16 protein-coding genes are annotated in these 17562 nt (G+C 70.6%); 9 read left to right on the top strand and 7 right to left on the bottom strand.

Features of this window, described 5'->3' with window-relative positions; all coding sequences use genetic code 11:
- Positions 1–220 precede the first annotated feature (220 nt).
- From ACH34S_RS03675 to mtrA, 4 genes are all read right to left on the bottom strand, one after another.
- Positions 221–889 (bottom strand): ComF family protein, encoded by a 669-nt coding sequence (locus tag ACH34S_RS03675; protein ID WP_395950932.1) that lies wholly within the window; start codon positions 887–889, stop codon positions 221–223.
- Positions 890–966: 77 nt separating this feature from the next.
- Positions 967–2772 (bottom strand): LpqB family beta-propeller domain-containing protein, encoded by a 1806-nt coding sequence (locus tag ACH34S_RS03680; protein WP_395950933.1) that lies wholly within the window; start codon positions 2770–2772, stop codon positions 967–969.
- On the bottom strand, positions 2769–4394 hold the full coding sequence (gene mtrB / locus ACH34S_RS03685) for an MtrAB system histidine kinase MtrB (protein WP_395950934.1): 1626 nt from the start codon (positions 4392–4394) through the stop codon (positions 2769–2771). The genes ACH34S_RS03680 and mtrB overlap by 4 nt, the downstream gene beginning before the upstream one ends.
- A 32-nt stretch (positions 4395–4426) precedes the next feature.
- A complete protein-coding gene (gene mtrA / locus ACH34S_RS03690) occupies positions 4427–5104 on the bottom strand; it encodes an MtrAB system response regulator MtrA (RefSeq protein WP_021598338.1) in 678 nt (225 codons plus the stop codon).
- Positions 5105–5581: 477 nt separating this feature from the next.
- On the opposite strand from mtrA, the gene ACH34S_RS03695 reads away from it, so the two are divergent.
- From ACH34S_RS03695 to ACH34S_RS03715, 5 genes are all read left to right on the top strand, one after another.
- Positions 5582–6754 carry a hypothetical protein gene (locus ACH34S_RS03695; RefSeq protein WP_395950935.1) on the top strand — a complete coding sequence of 391 codons (1173 nt, stop codon included), beginning with the start codon at positions 5582–5584 and terminating at the stop codon, positions 6752–6754.
- Positions 6751–7458, top strand: a complete 708-nt coding sequence (locus tag ACH34S_RS03700; RefSeq protein ID WP_395950936.1) for a DUF4129 domain-containing protein — start codon at positions 6751–6753, stop codon at positions 7456–7458. The genes ACH34S_RS03695 and ACH34S_RS03700 overlap by 4 nt, the downstream gene beginning before the upstream one ends.
- Entirely contained in the window at positions 7452–8669 is a 1218-nt protein-coding gene (locus ACH34S_RS03705; protein ID WP_395950937.1) for a DUF4350 domain-containing protein, read from the top strand. Before ACH34S_RS03700 ends, ACH34S_RS03705 begins: the two co-directional genes overlap by 7 nt.
- Before the next feature lie 68 nt (positions 8670–8737).
- Complete coding sequence (locus tag ACH34S_RS03710) at positions 8738–9706, top strand: AAA family ATPase (protein ID WP_395951430.1); 969 nt, start codon at positions 8738–8740, stop codon at positions 9704–9706.
- The gene (locus ACH34S_RS03715) at positions 9706–10998 is read left to right on the top strand and encodes a DUF58 domain-containing protein (RefSeq protein WP_395950938.1); all 1293 of its coding nucleotides are present in this window, start codon (positions 9706–9708) and stop codon (positions 10996–10998) included. The genes ACH34S_RS03710 and ACH34S_RS03715 overlap by 1 nt, the downstream gene beginning before the upstream one ends.
- A gap of 8 nt (positions 10999–11006) precedes the next feature.
- Here ACH34S_RS03715 and ACH34S_RS03720 read toward each other — a convergent pair whose 3' ends face one another.
- Positions 11007–12002: a stage II sporulation protein M gene (locus tag ACH34S_RS03720; protein WP_395950939.1), complete on the bottom strand. Its 996-nt coding sequence runs from the start codon at positions 12000–12002 to the stop codon at positions 11007–11009.
- Between the two features lie 74 nt (positions 12003–12076).
- Between ACH34S_RS03720 and ACH34S_RS03725 the strand changes: the two genes are divergently transcribed.
- The 4 genes from ACH34S_RS03725 to ACH34S_RS03740 all read left to right on the top strand — a co-directional run bounded on the left by ACH34S_RS03725 (position 12077) and on the right by ACH34S_RS03740 (position 15666).
- A complete protein-coding gene (locus ACH34S_RS03725; protein WP_395950940.1) occupies positions 12077–13183 on the top strand; it encodes an RDD family protein in 1107 nt (368 codons plus the stop codon).
- Between the two features lie 445 nt (positions 13184–13628).
- Positions 13629–14126, top strand: coding sequence for a bacterioferritin (bfr, locus tag ACH34S_RS03730; protein ID WP_395950941.1), 498 nt, complete (start codon positions 13629–13631; stop codon positions 14124–14126).
- Between the two features lie 218 nt (positions 14127–14344).
- Positions 14345–15034 carry a putative 2OG-Fe(II) oxygenase gene (locus tag ACH34S_RS03735; RefSeq protein WP_395950942.1) on the top strand — a complete coding sequence of 230 codons (690 nt, stop codon included), beginning with the start codon at positions 14345–14347 and terminating at the stop codon, positions 15032–15034.
- Entirely contained in the window at positions 15031–15666 is a 636-nt protein-coding gene (locus ACH34S_RS03740; RefSeq protein ID WP_395950943.1) for a hypothetical protein, read from the top strand. The genes ACH34S_RS03735 and ACH34S_RS03740 overlap by 4 nt, the downstream gene beginning before the upstream one ends.
- 8 nt (positions 15667–15674) lie before the next feature.
- On the opposite strand, the gene ACH34S_RS03745 is transcribed toward ACH34S_RS03740, so the two are convergent.
- The gene (locus ACH34S_RS03745; protein WP_395950944.1) at positions 15675–16253 is read right to left on the bottom strand and encodes a hypothetical protein; all 579 of its coding nucleotides are present in this window, start codon (positions 16251–16253) and stop codon (positions 15675–15677) included.
- Positions 16254–16256: 3 nt separating this feature from the next.
- Positions 16257–17513, bottom strand: coding sequence for an adenosylhomocysteinase (ahcY, locus tag ACH34S_RS03750; RefSeq protein WP_395950945.1), 1257 nt, complete (start codon positions 17511–17513; stop codon positions 16257–16259).
- Positions 17514–17562: the final 49 nt, after the last annotated feature.

Below are 17562 nucleotides of genomic sequence, written 5' to 3' on the forward strand. Positions count from 1 at the left end.
CCCCAACCACCCGATCCGGCTACGGAAGGTGACGACCTACCGTGTAATCGAAGTTGAAGAAAGTTCTCAACACCCGCCCCAATGCAGACGAAGCGAAGCGAGCCCCACGCCTGCCGTTCAGCAACCGCCGTCGGCGAGGCCGAGCGGAGGAGGGCCGAGACGACGGCGGACGTGCAGGTGAGGGAGGGCGAGCGGTGGGCGGGTTAGCGAGGGTGGCGGGTTAGCGAGGGTGGCGGCGGGGGGTTGCGGCGATGGTGGCGGTGGCTGCGGGGGTGGCGCCTGCGGCGCGTAGGGCGCGGGCCGCCTCGGCTAAGGAGGCGCCGGTGGTGACGACGTCGTCCACCAGGATCACCTGGCGGCCGGCTAGGTCGGGTTTTGTCGCTTCGAGGGCGCCGTCGAGGTTGGTTAGGCGTTGTGCGGCTGTTAGGCCTGCCTGGTCGTCTACCCGTCTTCGTTGGCTGAGGGCGTTGAGGGCGGTTACCGGTAGGCCGTTGACGCGTAGGCGGTGCAGGGCGACGGCGACTGTTCCGCGTAAGGGGTCGTGGCCCCGGCGCTTGGCTGAACCGCGTCTTGAGGGGACCCAGACCACTGTTTGTGGTGGGTCCAGGCCCGTCAGCGCGGCTTGGATGGCTGTTGCCAGGGCCTCGCCAAGTGGGACGGCTAGGGCTGTTCGGCCGCGTTCCTTGTAGGCGGACAGGATCGCGCGTAAGAGGCCGTCGTAGGTGGCGACCGTCCATGGGGGCGGGAGGCCGTGCGGGGCCGTTTCCGCGGGTCTGGCGGGGCCTTGGAGGGGGATCGCGCAGGCGTCGCAGAGCAGGACGGGCTCCCCGCCGCATCCGGCGCAGCGTTCGGGAAGCAGCAGGTCGATCAGGTCGGCGAGCAGGTTCATGTGGTCGACGATGCCTGTGCCGGGGCGTGCTCGTCCCGGCTTTCGACGTCTGTGGATAACCCTCGAAAAAGCGCGGGTCAGCCGGGGTAGTTGGGGTCCTTTGCCGGGGTCGGGCAGATCCACGGGCTGTAGGAGTTGCTCGGGGCGCGCTGGCGGCAGACCTGGTCCTTCCCGGACGAGCGGGTGCCGATCAGGATCGGGGCGCCGGGGGCGGCGGCGATCGTGCGGGGCTCGCCGAGGGAGCCGACGCCGAGGGACGTGATGGCGCTGCCGCTGATCGGCATCAGGAACGGGAGGGTCTGCGAGTCGCGCTTGGCGCGTCCGAGGACGGCGAAGGTGTTGTAGTCACGCCAGGCGAGGTCGACGGCGTCCTGGAGTTCGGAGCTCACGGGCAGGAAGGAGCCGACGTCCAGGGACCCGTCGGGCGCGTAGGCGATGCGGCCCAGCTGCACCTGGGGGCGGCCGTCGATGTGGGCGATGACGGCGGCGCGGACCCCGTCTCGGGCCACGCGGAAGGCGCGGACCTCGCGGCCGCCCAGCCCCCAGTGCGCGGCGCGGACGGGTGGCTTGCCACGCCGGCGCACCCAGAGCCACGATTCGTCCTTCCTGGTTTCCACGACCCACAGGGTGCCGTCGCGGCTCCAGGTGGGGGCGGTGAAGCGGGCACCTTCCTGCGCGTTGAGCACCACGCGCGGGGTCGGCGTGCCGGTGAGGGGTGTGCCCACCAGAACCTGGTCTGCCGAAGGGCTGAGACCGGCGAACTCCCGGTAGTCGGGAGCCACGGCGGGACGGGAGAGGCGTCCGGCGGCACCGGTCACGACGGGCTGGGCACGGTCGCTCTCCAGGGTGCCGAGGAAGCCTGACGGGCCGACCACGTAAGCGTTCTGGTGGGACTCCCCATGCGGAACCTGACCGTCGGGCGAGTTGGCCTCCCAGGCGTGCACCGGCTGGGTGGATTCCATGCCCTCGGCAGTGACGGTCTCTCCGTCGATCCTCAGCCGCCAGCGCTTGATTTCCGAAAGCTGCCGGATCGTCCAGCTGAGCTGTGCCGACATCTGGTCGACGTTGCCCGCGCGGGCCTCCTTGGTGAGGTCGACCGTGGCGACCTCCTTGTCGACATGGACGCCGTGCCGCAGCTTCGTCCCGGCCGGGAAGGCGGTGCGGACGGCGCCGTTGAGCCAGGACGTCGGGCCGTCCAGCAGAGCCTGGACGAGCTGCGTCGGCAGCGTCTGCCGGTTCACCACGGGCAGGAAGATGCCGTTGGGGACGAGGGTCTGCCGGTCGGGTGCGAAGAAGAACAGGTTGACGGTGCGCATGGCGCGCTCTACGTCGTCCTGGGAGAGCAACAGTCCTGTCTTGTCGTCGCCGGGCACTCCTGTGATGCGCCAGACGCCCTGCGGCGTCTTGGTGAGCTGGAAGGTGGCCTCCAGGCTCTTCGGCGACGCGGTGTACTGGCCGTCGGTGGAAATGGTGCCGAGCTCTTCCCCGGTGACCTTCACCGTCGCCTGGTTCGCGGACGCCTTGACGACCTGCGGCTCGGTGATACGGCTGGTCAGGACGGTCACGGACGGCCGGAACCCCGGATTCCAGGAGCTCCGGCCGCTGAGATACATCCGGGCGACCTCGTGGCCGTCGTCGAAGCTCGCGGAGGCGGCGAGGAACCCGGAGACGATCTGGGCCGGCCCCCACTCTGGACGCGGCTTCACCGGAATCAGCCGGACGTAGGGGTCGTCGACGCGTTCGGCCCGTTCGGCGGGTTTGCCGGTGATGACCTGGCCGCCGCTGGGCACGGACGCGCACCCCGCCCCGCCGAGGAGGAGGGCGACGGCTGCCGCCACCCGGAAGGCCGCCCGTCCCGGCCCGGCGGGGGCGCGGGGGGTCACTCGCCGGCCTCCAGTTCGGCGAACAGCGGGCGGGCGTCACCGGCCCCTGGAGGGACGAGCGGGAGGGGGGAGCCCCTCAGTTCGGCCCCGGCCGTGCGAGGCAGCGAGAGGCGGAACTGGGAGCCCGCACCGGGCTCTCCCCACGCCTGCAGCCACCCGCCGTGCAACTGCGCGTCCTCGCGGGAGATCGACAGGCCGAGGCCGGTGCCGCCGGTGGTGCGGGCGCGGGCGGGGTCGGCGCGCCAGAAGCGGTCGAAGACCATCTGGCCCTCCCCCGGCTTGAGCCCCACGCCGTGGTCGCGGACGGCGACGGCGACGGCGTCCCGGTCGGCGGCGACGGACACGATGATGTCCTCGCCCTCGCCATGCTCGACGGCGTTGACGAGCAGGTTGCGCAGGATGCGCTCGACCCGGCGGCGGTCGACCTCCGCCATGCAGGGCTCGCCCGGTAGTTGCAGGACGACTTTGCTGCCCTTGCGTTCGGACAGCCCCTGGATGTCGCCCACGACGCGCAGGACGAGGTCGCGCATGTCGAGGGACTCGACGTCCAGCGTCGCAGCGCCCGCGTCGTGGCGGCTGATCTCCAGCAGGTCTGCCAGTAGCGACTCGAACCGCTCCAGCTGGCTTTGCAACAGCTCCGCAGACCGCCCCACTGCGGGATCGTCGAAAGTATCTCGGTTCTCGTAGAGCATGTCTGCCGCGATCCTGATGGTGGTCAGGGGCGTGCGTAGCTCATGGGAGACGTCCGAGACGAACTGGCGTTGCACCTGTGACAGGTCTTCCAGTTCGCCGATCTTCTCCTGAAGGTTCGCGGCCATGTCGTTGAACGAGCGGGCGAGGCGGGCCAGGTCGTCCTCACCGCGGACCCTCATGCGCTCTTCGAGCCGTCCGGCCGCCAGCCTCTGCGCACCCTGGGCGGCCAGCCGCACCGGAATGACGACCTGCCGCGTGACCAGCGAGGCGATCGCGGCCAAGAGCAGCACCAGGACGATGCCCACCCCGGCCATGGAGCGCCCCACGTTGGTCAGCGTCCGCTGCTCCTCCTCAAGCCGGAACAGGTAGTACAGCTCGAACTGGCCGGTCTTGCCGCCGACGATGAGGCCGCTCTCAGACGGACGGTCATCGACGTAGGAGAGCTTGCCGTAGGTGTAGGCCCGTGCGCCCGCGGGAGCCTTCTTCAGTTCCTCCCGCAGCCGCCGTGGGACGCTCTCCTGCCGCAGCTCGTTGGTCGTGTACCCGTCGAAGTACTGCTCCGTGGTGTCGCGGATGTAGACCTCGTACAACCCGGACGGGCCGCTACGGGACTTCAGCCGCTCGATGGTCGAATTGAGCCTGCTGCCGTCACCGGGCGAGTTCCCCAAGTCGCGCTGTACCTGCGCCAGGCCGTCGTCGAGCTGGAGGCGTGCCGCCTTGACCTTCCCGTCCATGAGCGCGGACGACACCTGCTGCATCAGGAACGCGCCCAGGATCGCCACGACGATCGCAGAAATGAACAGGGTCGAGGTGACGATGCGTACCTGGATCGAACGGCGCCACCTCGTGTACCCCGTACGGGCGGCGGTGCGCAGCACGCGCTGGACCGCTCGCAGACCACGCCGGGCGGGCCGAAGCGCCCTCTTCATGTCGGCTCTCATGGCACCGGGACGCCGCCAGGTCAGGCGGGCCCGGCCTTGTAGCCGACACCGCGCACGGTGACGACGATCTCGGGACGTTCAGGATCCTTCTCGATTTTGGCCCTGAGGCGCTGCACGTGGACGTTCACCAGCCGCGTGTCGGCGGCGTGGCGGTAGCCCCAGACCTGCTCCAGCAGCACCTCACGGGTGAACACCTGGCGGGGCTTGCGGGCCAGCGCCACCAGGAGGTCGAACTCCAGCGGCGTCAGCGGGATGTGCCTGTCGCCGCGCTTGACCGAGTGGCCGGCCACGTCGATGGTGATGTCGCCGATCTGGAGGGTCTCCGGGGCGGGCTCGTCGGTGCGCCGCAGGCGTGCGCGGACGCGCGCCACCAGCTCCTTCGGCTTGAACGGCTTGACGATGTAGTCGTCGGCGCCGGACTCCAGGCCGAGGACGACGTCGACGGTGTCGCTCTTGGCCGTCAGCATGACGATCGGCACGCCGGACTCGGCGCGGATCTGGCGGCACACGTCGATGCCGTCGGCCCCGGGCAGCATCAGATCGAGCAGCACGAGGTCCGGCCGGGTCTCCCGGAACGCCTCGAGCGCCTTGTCGCCGTCGTGGACGAACGACGGCTCGAAGCCCTCGCCCCTCAGCACGATGCCCAGCATCTCGGCGAGCGCGAGGTCGTCGTCGACGACCAGTACACGTCCTCTCATGGCCCTCATCGTCACAAAGTCGGGGTTCGGTGGACTGAGCGCTTTCCGCCCTCGCCGGGGCCGGCGGATGCCGGCTCATGCGTGTCGTCGGGTGAAAAGTTCTCCGCGGCGCTATGCTCCGGCCCCACCTCGCCAGGGAGAGATATGCCTTGGCGTGCAAGGTTACCCGCGTTTGCGTGGTACATGGCTCCCCTGGGATCCGGTGCGCGGCACGGAATTGTAGAGGTGACTCCCGAAACGCGCGCGAGGTTGACCGGGATCGGCAGATTCCGGCGGCGCGGCGACCGCCGGAGCGTGCGGATCGCCACCCGTCAGGGCGGTGACGGCAATCGCGGCACTTCGCCCGTGACAGGATGACCTGACCGGTGGACGTCACGGGTCGCAAGAAACCCGGCGGGCGCGCGCGCCGGGCGGGGGGCGCCAGAAAAACCCGCAGAAAGATTTGCCGGAGATCGCGAGATCGCAGGGAGCCACGAGATGCCGGGACCGGACGGCTGGGACGACGACGCGGACGTCGACGCGCAGGGCGTTCCGTTCCGTCCCATGTCCATCTCGGAGATGCTGGACGGCGCGATCGCCGGGATCAGGCGGCGTCCGCGTACGTCCCTGGGCCTGTCCGTGGCGTTCAGCACGGTGATCCAGGTGGCGAGTTCGGTCGCCGCGTATTTCTTCATCGGCGACGAGGCCCGCGGCGAGGTCACCCCTGACGTGCTGATGGAGTCGCTCGGGGCGCAGCTGACGCTGACGGTGATGGGCCTTGTGCTGTCGGCGTACGGGATTCTGCTTCTGTCCGGGCTGCTCGCGCCGATCCTCGGCCGGGAGCTGGTGGGCATGCCGATCGCGCCCAGGCAGGCTTGGCGGGACGCCAGGCCGCGCCTAGGCCGGTTGGCCGCTACCGCTGCGGCCGTCATGGGGATCTCGCTCATCGCGCTGGTCGTGCCGATCCTGCCGTTCGCCCTGCTGATCGCCGCCGAGGCGCATCCGGGGCTGATCGTGCTCGCCGGGATCCTGGGCTTCTCCATAGGCATAGGGCTGATGGTGTGGCTCTATCTGCTGTTCGTGTTGGGTGTCCCCGCGGTCGTCTTGGAACGGCAGACGGTGGTGGGTGCGCTTCGCAGGTCGGTGACACTGTCCAAGGGCCGCTGGTTCCGGACGTGCGGGACGCTTCTGCTGGCGCTGCTCGTGACGGTGTTCATGGGTTTCTTCGCGCTGCGCATCCCGTTCCTGTTCGTGCAGCTGATTTTCTTCGGCGACTCTTCTGGCAGCGATTCGACGATGGCTGCGCTCGCCGTGGACACGCTCGGCCGGATCGTGAGCTGGTCTGTCGTGCTGCCGTTCGACGCCGGTGTCATCGCCTTGCTCTACATGGACAGGCGGATGCGCCGCGAAGGCTTCGACCTTGAGCTGCGTATGCGCGGACGCTCCGCCACCGCGATCTCGGCCCCCACTGTCTCCGCCGCCGCCATCTCGGCCACCCCGGACGGCGGCGTCGGCACCGGCACCGAAACCGACCAGGGCGATCAGGAGGAAGGGTTCATCGACCTGTGGCGAACCGGCCCGTCGAGCAGAGCTCGTCCGTTGAATGGTGGCGGGTGGGGGCTGGAGGACGGTCCGCAGCCGGCGCGTCCGGGGACGGGAGCGAACCCATGACGCGCATGCGAACGTTGCTCGATTCCGCTGCTCTCGACCCTGTCGGTAGGGACGAAGCACGCGAGATGGCCCGCCGCGAGCTGGAGAAGCAGGTCTACCAGCGCGACAAGCCGTCCTGGCTGGAGCGCACCTGGGACGACTTCTCCGAATGGTTGCAGAACCTGTTCAGAGGGGCCCCGTCACCGGAATCCCAAGGGAGCGGCAGCGGCTGGTTGTCGATCGTCGTCATCGTCGCCGTGGCGCTCACCGCGGTGGCGCTGATCGGGTGGCTGATGCGGGGCCGCCGCAACCTGCGTTCCAGAAACGAGCCACTGCTGGGGGACGAGACGTCCACCGCGCTTGACCACAGGGACGCGGCAGAACGTCACGCGGCGGCCGGGCAGTGGGCGGAGGCCATCCGGGAACGGCTCCGCGCGGTAGCCCGCGACCTGGAGGAACGGGCCGTGCTGGCCGCGCGCCCTGGGCGCACCGCGGACGAACTGGCGCAGGAGACGGGCGAGGCCGTGCCGGAACTGGCCGGCGACCTGCGCGTCGCCGTGCGGATCTTCGACGACGTCTGGTACGGCGACCGTCCGGGAACCGCGGAGGGATACGCGCAGGTCAAGGGCGTGGACGAGAAGCTGCGGGCGGCGAAGCCGAAGCCGCTGGAGGCCGATGACCTGACGCCGGCCGGTGCCGGCGAGGACGGAGGCCCGCGATGGTGACGCGGACACCCCCGCAGAGCGGGCAGGGCGCGCCTGCGGGCGCGGAGCCGTCCGCGCGGCAGGTCGCGGGGCGCCGCTGGCGGTCGGCCCGCGGCGTCGTCGCGGTGCTCCTCGCCATGATCGTGATCGCGATCATCCTGGCCGCGCTGCGTCCCTCGACGTCGGCGCAGGCGCTCGACCCCGAGTCCCCCAAGCAGGACGGCAGCCGCGCCCTGGCGGAGATCCTCCGGCAGAACGGGGCGCAGGTGACCGTGGCCAGGCACGCGGACGACGCCGTCAAGGCGGCCGGTCCCGGGACGACCATGGTGGTGACCCGTACAGAGCGGCTCACCAACGAGGACCTGTTCCTGCTGAGCGGCGCGCAGAGTGATCTGCTGCTCGTCCGGCCCACGTCGTTCGCGCTGGCCGACCTTGCCCCGAACATACGCAAGGACGGCGCGACGTTCGAGGACGCCGACGACCCGGGCTGCTCCCTCCAGGCGGCGACCCTCGCGGGTCCGGTCGCGTTCCACGAGTCGGAGACGTACGAGGTCCAGGGCGGCTCGGCCGCGCAGTGCTACAAGACCGAGTACGGCAGTCCACGGGTCGTCCAGGTGCAGAACGGCTCGCACACCATCACCGTGCTCGGTTCCGCCTCGCCGCTGACGAACCGCCGTCTCACCGAAGCGGGCAACGCCGCGCTGGGCATGAACCTGGCGGGCGCGGCCACGGGATCCTCCGTGGTGTGGCTCGTCCCGGACCTGCCCGAGGCCGGGACTGGCGCGGGGCAGCAGTCGCTCACCGATCTGCTGCCGTTCGGCGTCAAGCTGTTCTTCCTCGAACTTCTGGTCGCGGTGGTCCTGGTCGCGCTGTGGCGGTCCCGCCGCTTGGGCCCGGTCGTCGCGGAGGCGCTGCCGGTCGTCGTCCGCTCTGCGGAGACGGTCGAAGGACGCGCCCGCCTGTATCGTGCCGGGCGCGCCCGTGACCGCGCGTCCGACGCGCTGCGATCGGGTGCCCGTGAACGTCTCGTCCCGTTGCTCGGCCTCCCCCGCAGCCGCGCGCAGGACCCCTCCGCCGTGCAGGAGATCGTCTCGGCGGTCGCGCGGCGCACGACGTACGACGAGACGTACGTCGGCGCGGCCCTGTACGGTCCTGAACCCGTGGACGACGCGGAGCTCATCGCCTTGAGCGACGTCCTCGACGACCTGGAAAGGCAGGTACGGCAGTCTTGAACCGCCCAGTAGAGCTCGGGAAGGACGACGTGCCCGGCATGGGGATCGAGAGCGATACTCCGCCGGGGATGTCCGCGGAGACGCAGCGCCAGGCCGAGATCGCCCGCGCGGCACTGACGGCCCTGCGCGGCGAGGTCGCCAAGACCGTCGTCGGCCAGGACTCCGTGGTGACCGGCCTGGTCATAGCGTTGCTCTGCCGCGGCCACGTGCTGCTGGAAGGCGTCCCAGGGACGGCGAAGACGCTTCTCATCAAGACGCTGTCTCGCGCCCTCGACCTGGACTTCAAGCGCGTCCAGTTCACCCCTGACCTGATGCCGGGCGACGTGACCGGGTCCCTGGTGTACGACAACCGGACGGCGGAGTTCGAGTACCGCGAGGGTCCCGTCTTCACCAACCTCCTCCTCGCCGACGAGATCAACCGGACGCCGCCGAAGACGCAGGCGTCCCTCCTGGAGGCCATGGAGGAGCGGCAGGTCTCCGTGGAGGGCTCCGCGCGCGCTCTGCCCGACCCGTTCGTGGTGTGCGCGACGCAGAACCCGATCGAGTACGAGGGCACCTATCCTCTGCCCGAGGCCCAGCTCGACCGGTTCCTGGTCAAGCTGACCGTGCCCGTGCCCACGCGCGACGAAGAAATCGCCATGCTCCAGCGGCACGCGGCAGGCTTCGACCCCCGTGACCTGTCGGCGGTGCAGGCGGTCGCGGGCGCGAGCGAACTTGCCGCTGGACGGGCCGCGGTAAGGGCCGTCCACCTCGATCCCAAGGTCGCGGCCTACGTCGTGGACCTGTGCAGGGCGACCCGCCAGTCGCCGTCACTCCAGCTCGGCGTGTCCCCGCGTGGCGCGACGGCGCTGCTGGCCACGTCCCGCGCGTGGGCGTGGCTGTCGGGCCGCGACTACGTGACGCCGGACGACGTGAAGGCGCTGGCCCGCCCGACGCTGCGGCACCGCGTCCAGCTCCGTCCAGAGGCGGAGCTTGAGGGCGCGACGGCCGACGGCGTGCTGGAGGGCATCCTCGCCCACGTCCCCGCCCCGCGCTGATGGCGCTGACCGGACGCCTCGCGCTCCTGGCGCTGCTCAGCGCGGCGATCCCGCTGTTCGCGCCGAGCTGGTGGACGCTGTTCATCGTCTGGGGCGTCCTGCTGCTCGGCGTCGTCGTCGACCTGGCCCTGGCCGGGAACGTGCGCGCGCTGCGCTTCCACCGCTCCGGCGACACGAACGTCCGCCTCGGCGGGACGGCCCAGGTGTCGCTGACCGTGGAGAACCTCGGACGGCGACGCCTCAAGGCCCGCCTGCGCGACGTATGGCCGCCCAGCGCCGGAGCGACGCCACGCAGCGTCAAGGTGGACGTGCCCGCCGGTGAACGGCGACGCGTCGAAATGACGCTGACGCCCACACGGCGCGGCGACAGGAAAGCCGTCACCGTCGTCGTCCGCTCTGTCGGACCGCTCGGGCTGGCCTCGCGGCAGCTTTCACGCGCCGCGCCCTGGACGGTCCGTGCCCTACCGGCGTTTCCGTCCCGCCGCCACCTCCCGGCCAAACTCGCACGGCTGCGCGAACTCACCGGGGCGCACGTCGCCCTCATCCGTGGGCAGGGCACAGAGTTCGACTCGCTGCGCGAGTACGTGGACGGCGACGACGTCCGCTCCATCGACTGGCGCGCCACCGCCCGCCGTAACGACGTCGTCGTCCGCACCTGGCGTCCCGAACGCGACCGGCGCATCTACCTCGTGCTCGACACGGGCCGCACGTCCGCGGGCCGTGTCGGCGACATTCCCAGGCTCGACTGCTCGATGGACGCGGCGATGCTCCTCGGCGCCCTGGCCTCCCGCGCGGGCGACCGCGTCGACCTGCTCGCCTACGACAGGCGCGTCCGTACCCGCGTCGAAGGCGCGTCCAGGACGGACCTGCTGCCCGCGATGGTGCACGCCCTGGCGCCGCTGGAGCCGGAGCTCATTGAGTGCGACGCCGCCGGGATGGTGTCGACGCTGATGGCCCGCGTCCGGCAGCGGTGCCTCGTCGTGCTGCTCACCGAGCTGAACACGGCCGCGATCGAGGAGGGCCTGCTGCCGCTGCTGCCGCAGCTCACCGCCCGCCACCTCGTCATGATCGCCGCGGTGTCCGACCCGCGGGTCGGCGAGATGGCCGCCGCCCGAGGCGACCTCGCCTCCGTCTACGACGCCGCAGCCGCGGAACGCGCGCGCGCCGAACGCCGCCGCCTCACCGCAGAACTACGCGGCCACGGCGTAGAGGTAGTGGACGCGCCCCCCGAGGAAATAGCCCCCGCCCTAGCCGACGCCTACCTGGCCCTGAAGGCGGCCGGCCGCCTCTAGCCCATGGGCTATCCGGAGACTGGGGCTACGTCGGGGCGGAGGTCGGCGTCGCCGGTTTCGCCCTGGCGGACGGCGCGGCGCCCTAGGACGATCACGTAGGCGAGGAAGGCGATCTCGGCGACGACGCCGATGGAGATGCGCAGCCAGGTGATGTGCACCCACCCGGTGACGAAGCCTTCGATGAGGCCCGACACGAGCAGGACGGCGATCAGGCCGATGGCGATGCTGACGGCGGCACGGCCCTCCTCTGCGAGGGCCTGGCCGCGGCGGCGACGGCCGGGGTCGATGACCGTCCAGCCGAGTTTGAGGCCGCCGGCGCAGGCCAGGTAGACGGCGGTGAGCTCCAGGAGGCCGTGCGGGAGGATCAGCCCGAAGAACACGTCGCCCTTGCCGTAGGCGAACATCAACCCGCCGGTCAGGCCGAGATTGACCTGGTTCACCACCAGGACGTACACGGTGGGGATGCCGAGCATGATGCCGAATATCAGCGCGATCGCCGAGACCCACGCGTTGTTGACCCACACCTGGAACGCGAACGACGACGCCGAATGCTCGGTGTAGTAGTTCGCGAAGTCGTGCTCGACGAGCTCACGGATCTCGTCCGGCGGCGCGATGCTCGCCTGGACGTCCGGGCTGTGCACGACCCAGATCGCCAGGGCCAGGGCCAGCAGGTTGCCCAGGACGGCGTTGCCGAGCCACCACCACTTCATCCTGTACGCGGCGGCCGGGAACGACACCGTCGCAAAGCGAGTAACGTCTCGCCAGAGAGGGGCCTGCGCGCCCGCCACGGCGGCCCTGGCTCGGGCGACGAGGGAGGACAACCGGCCTACGAGCTGAGGGTCGGGAGAGCTCGAACGGACGACGGACAGGTGCGTGGCGGTCCGCTGGTAGAGCTCGACCAGTTCGTCGGCTTCTGCGCCGGTCAGCCTGCGGCCGCGGTTGATGAGCCACTCCAGGCGCTGCCAGTCGGCGTTGTGCGCGGCCACATAGGCGTCGACGTCCACCCGAGGGAGACTAACGCCTCGCTCCGTCCAACCGGCAAAATGGACCGGACCCCAGCCCATTGGAGGATCAGGACATGGCCGAACTCGTCACCGGCGAGGCCGTCGCGCTCGACATCCGGGTCGCGCGCCTGGCCAGCCGTGGCTGCGCCATTCTGCTCGACCTGATCTTCCAGATGGTGCTGCTGAACATCGCCATCTACTTCACGGCGATGACGTCGCTCATCGCGGACGATGCGTGGACGATCGGGCTGACGCTCGTCGCCGTCGTGGCCATCCTGGTGGGGTATCCGTGCGCGTTCGAGACGCTGTCGCGTGGACGGACGCTGGGCAAGATGGCCGTGGGCCTCCGCGTCGTCGCAGACGACGGCGGGCCGATCCGTTTCCGGCAGGCCCTCGTGCGCGCGCTTGCGGGCTTCATAGAGTTCTGGACGTTCTACGGCTCGCCCGCGCTCATCACCTCGTTCTGCAACCGGCGGGGCAAGCGGCTGGGCGACCTGTTCGCCGGGACGATCGTCATCCAGGAGCGGGGCGCGGCGTCGACGTTCTTCGGCCCCGTCGCCGTGATGCCGCCGCAGCTCGCCTGGTGGGGCCGCTCCCTGGAGCTGTCGCAGCTGTCGGACGAGCTGGCGATGACGGCCCGGCAGTACCTGTCGCGCTTCTGGGAGCTGCTGCCGGAGGTCCGCGACTCGCTGGGGCAGCGCATCGCGTCGGAGGTCGTCGCGGTGGTGAGCCCGCCCCCGCCGCCCGGTGTCCGGCCAGAGATTCTGCTTTCGGCCGTCCTCGCCGAGCGCCGGCACCGCGAGGAGCAGCGGCTCGCGCAGCGCCGCGCCCGCCGCATGCAGCGCCTCGGCTGGACGGCATGGGCCCAGCAGCCCGCGCCCGCCATGGCGATGGCCGGGGGCCCGCCGTCCGGCCCGCCGTGGCAGGGCCCTCCGGCGCCGCCGCCGTTCAGCGCTCCCGGGGCGGGGCAGCCGCAGTTCCTCCCGCCGCCCAACTATGGCGCCGGGCCGTACCAGGACGTCCTGAACGCTCCTCGTCCGCCCGCTCAGGGCCCGTACCCGCCGGAGGGCCACCCGGCCACCGGCCCGGGCCCCAACGGCCCGTACCCGCCTCCTGAGGCGGCGCCGCCGCAGGGTCCGGCCGCGCCTCCGCCGCACGGGCCGTATCCGCCCGCACGCTGACACGACCACCTCGCGCGTTTCCGGGTCCGGCACGGGCCCGGGAACGGCGACGGCCTGCCCAAGCACCCGTCGCATTCTTTCCCCGAGCAATTCTCAATTGATTTAGGGCAGCCTATCCTAATTAAGGATAGGCAATCCTTAGAATGGCTCGGACGCCCTTCTGTTAAAGCCATCTTTTTCGCTCGATTGAAGGCGCGCCCGCCCGGCGGTCCACGAATACGGTACGGCAGGCGCAATGACCTGCGGACCGATCCGGCCCGTCAGTCCGACATCGGCCACTTGGCGTTCCCACCGGGCATCCCGGCGGCGCTGACCTCCGAGATCTCCGCCCGAGAGCGCGCGGCCCGATCTCCGCAGGTAGCGCGATGAATTCGCGGCAAGAAGGAAATTAAAGTCGAATTTTCTACGCTGGAAGGCGACCGCCGGCCGTGTCAGCGTAAACGGCATGGAAGGCGACAGAGAGATCATCGGGCTGCTCAACGAGCAGCTCACCTCGGAACTCACGGCGGTCAACCAGTTCTTCCTGCACGCGAAGATGCAGCAGGACTGGGGCTATGTCCGACTCGCCAAGAAGTCACGCGAGGAAGCGCACGAAGAGCGGGAGCACGCCTCCCGGCTCACCGAACGGATCCTTTTCCTGGAGGGAACGCCGAACTACCAGGACATCAACCCGCTGCGCATCGGGCAGGACGTCCCCGCGCAGCTCAGGGCGGATCTCGCCCTGGAGATGGAGGTCGTGGGCCGGCTGCGTCCCGCCATCGCGCTGATGCGCGAGCGCGGTGACATCACCTCCGCCCGGATCTTCGAGGAGATCCTCGCCGACGAGGAAGAGCACATCGACTACCTGGAGACCGAGCTGGGCCTCCTCGACTCCCTCGGTGCGCTCAACTACCTGCAGCGTCTCACCGACGCGCCCGGAGAGGACTTCACCGAACCCGTCTGAGTCCCTGACCCGCCCGAGCCCTGACCGGCCCGAGCCCTGACCCGCCCGAGCCCCACGCCGACCGGCCTCACCCGTGACCCCGGCCACCCGGCGCCCTACCCCCACGACCACCCCACGCGCGTACCGGGCGCCGAGGGTCGATCCCAAGCTGGATCGGACGCCCCTCTGCCGCCCGGTGCGCGCCCTACCACCTGACCGAACCGACAAGGAGCACGACCGTGACCGAGACTAGAAACGCCGAGGACGCGCTCAGCGAGACCGATGTCGGCACGGGCAACGCCGACCTCGCGGAGCGGCTCGTCCTGCAGATGTGGCGGACGCCCGTCTACCAGGCCGACTGCACAGGCGCCGCCGAGCATCTCCCGCACCTCAGGGACCTCATCCTTGAGGCGGAGGAAGCCGACCGGCAGGCCGCCGCCGCGGGCCGCGCCCGCCCGATCAAGTCGTCCCAGATCATGCTGACCTGGCGGCACCCCTCGATCGACTGGCTGCGTCGCCAGATCGGCATCGCGGGCGACGCGCTGGCCCACGCGGTGCTGGGCGAGGCGGCCGACGAGATCCGCGACGACGACGTCAGCGTCGAGGCGTGGGCGCTGGTCTGCCGCCCCGGCGACCCGCTGCGCCCGCACACCCGCCACGACTCGGCCTGGTCGGGCCTGCTGTCCGTCGACGCGGAGCCCCGCGGCGACAGCGACGCCGGCCACCTGCGGCTGCTCGACCCGCGCCCGGCCGCCGTGCAGCGGACGTCCTCCCCCGGGCCGGTCGGCCACACCCCGGTCCCCGGCCGGATGATCGCCTTCCCGGGCTGGCAGGCCCACTGGATGAGGGCGACCGCCGCCGACACCCGGCTGCGGATCGCGATCGCCTGGAACATCGCCTACCACGAACGCTGGAGCCGAGTGTCATGACGATCACCACCACCCCGCTCCCCGTCCCCTCGCCGGTCCCGTCGTCCGGCCATGCCCGGCGCGGCTGCGGCACCGCCGTGTCGCCGGTTCAGCAGCACTGGGGGACGCCCGTCGCCTTCGCCACGCTCGACCCGGCGGGGCTGCTGTCCCCGTCCGCCGCCGAGATCGGGCCCGAGGGGCCCGCGCAGGAGTCCCTGCCGCCCGGCGAGGTCGTCACCGACCTGGAGGCGCTGGCGGCGCGGTTCCATCGCTCGTTCGACGCGCTCGTGGACGCCCACCGGCCCGGCCTCGCGCCTCCCGTCGGCGGTGTCGCGATCGACGTGCAGGTCTGGCGGCACGGCTACGACCGCCCGGCCGCGAGGCACGCCGCCGACCTCGTCGCGTGGTGGGTGCTGGCCGCAGGCACCGCCCACGCACCCACCGGATCGGGCGCCATCGCCCTGGCAGACCCCCGGTCCGGCTTCCCGCCGGCCGCCCGGACGGCCATACCCGGACAGCCATGGGGACGCCACCTCATGGTGCGTCCCTCGCCCGGCGCCCATGTCGCCGTGCCCGGCTGGGTCGCGTCCTCGGTCGTCCCTCTGGAACGTGGCCAGTACGTCCTTGTGGCCGTTGCCTCAAGCCTCCGATGACGACCGGGCTAGCCCAGCAGGTTGGGCGGCGACTCCAGGTCGGTTAGCTCGATCCCAGGGGCGGCGAGAACGACATCGCCCGCCAGGTGGACGGATTCGACTTCCCCTGTGGAGAGGTCCGTGACCTCGTATTGCGAGACCGGCAGCGGTTCCGTTTCGGTTTCGTGGACGGACGTTCCCGCTCGCCGCCAGCGCCAGAGGGTCGTGAGCGGCGAGAGGGACGGACCGCCCAACTGGACGAGACGGACGTCGGCCTCCGCGTTCTCGTCCAGACCCAACGAGCGGGCGACCGCGATGAGGAAACCGGGCGAGTCGGCTATGAAGCCGGCCGCCCGTTCGGCGTGTTCGGTGCCTGTCTCTTCCGCCGCGCGCACCCAGGCGACCTCCGGCCCGGTGACACCGCCCCGGACCCACCACGTAGGGGTGACGAGTTCGACGCGGATCTGGCGCCATCGTGCGTCCACGACCAGATCCGTACGGAGGCCGTCCGGACGCTGGGAGGTGTAACGCCAGCCTCCAGGGCCCGGCGCGCACTTGAAGCGCTCCTCCAGGCCCTCGCCTGTGTGCAGATACGTCCCGGACGGCACGGGCTAGGACCCGAGTCGCCAGGAGTGCAGATAGTCCTCCTGGTCCTGGGTGAGCTGGTCGATGGAGATGGACATCGACGCCAGCTTGAGACGGGCGACCTCCGTGTCGATGTCCTTCGGGACGTCGTGGACGGCCGGGTCCAGCGTCGAGTGGGCGGTCGCCAGCCACGCGCACGTGAGCGCCTGGTCGGCGAACGACATGTCCATCACGGCGGCCGGGTGGCCCTCGGCGGCCGCCAGGTTGACGAGGCGGCCCTCGGCCAGCAGGACGAGACGCCGCCCATCGGCCATGACGTACTCGGCGGTCTGCGGACGGCTGCCACTATGCACCTCGACGGCCATCTCTCCCAGTGCGCGGACGTCGATCTCGACGTCGAAGTGCCCCGAGTTGGCAAGGATCGCGCCGTCTTTCATGACGGCGAGGTGCTCGCCGTTGACGACGTCACGGTTTCCCGTGACGGTGATGAACACGTCGCCGTTCACGGCCGCCTCGGCCATGGGCTGGACGGCGAACCCCTGCAACGCCGCGTCGAGCGCCTTCACAGGATCGATTTCGGTGATGACGACCCGGGCGCCTAGGCCGCGAGCCCGTTCGGCCAGGCCCCGCCCACAGAAACCGAAGCCGGCGATGACGACCGTCTTGCCCGCCAGGAGCGTGTTGGTCGCGCGGATGATCCCGTCCAGCGTGGACTGGCCCGTCCCGTAGCGGTTGTCGAACATGTGCTTGGTGTCGGTGTCGTTCACCGCGACCATGGGGAACCGGAGCGCGCCTTCGAGCGCCATCTGGTGCAGCCGGATGACACCGGTCGTCGTCTGCTCGCAGCCCGCCTTGACCGTTCCAAGCAGATCCGTGCGGTCGATGTGCAGCGTGTTGACGAGGTCGCAGCCGTCGTCCAGGACGAGGTCGGGCCCCGTCTCCAACGCCTGGTGAATGTGCGCGTAATAGCCCTCGCGGTCGATCCCGGCGCGGGCGAACACCTCCGCGCCGTACTCCTGGACGAGCGCCGCCGCAGTGTCGTCCTGCGTCGAGAGGGGATTGGACGCCGCGAGCGCGACACTCGCACCGCCCGCCTGAAGCGTTCGGATGAGTCCCGCCGTCTCGGTCGTGATGTGCATGCACGCGGCGACCTTCAGGCCGTCCAGAGGACGCTCCTTAGCGAACCGCTCCCGGATCTGCCGCAGCACGGGCATGCTCCGGTCGGCCCACTCGATCCGCTTGACGCCCTCATACGCCAGCGAAGCGTCCGCAATATCACTCATCGCTCCCCTAAAAGGCCGCTGCCGGGCAGGTCGGTCCCCACCCGGCAGC

The organism is Actinomadura sp. 3N508 (genome assembly GCF_044326375.1).
GTDB lineage: Bacteria > Actinomycetota > Actinomycetes > Streptosporangiales > Streptosporangiaceae > Spirillospora.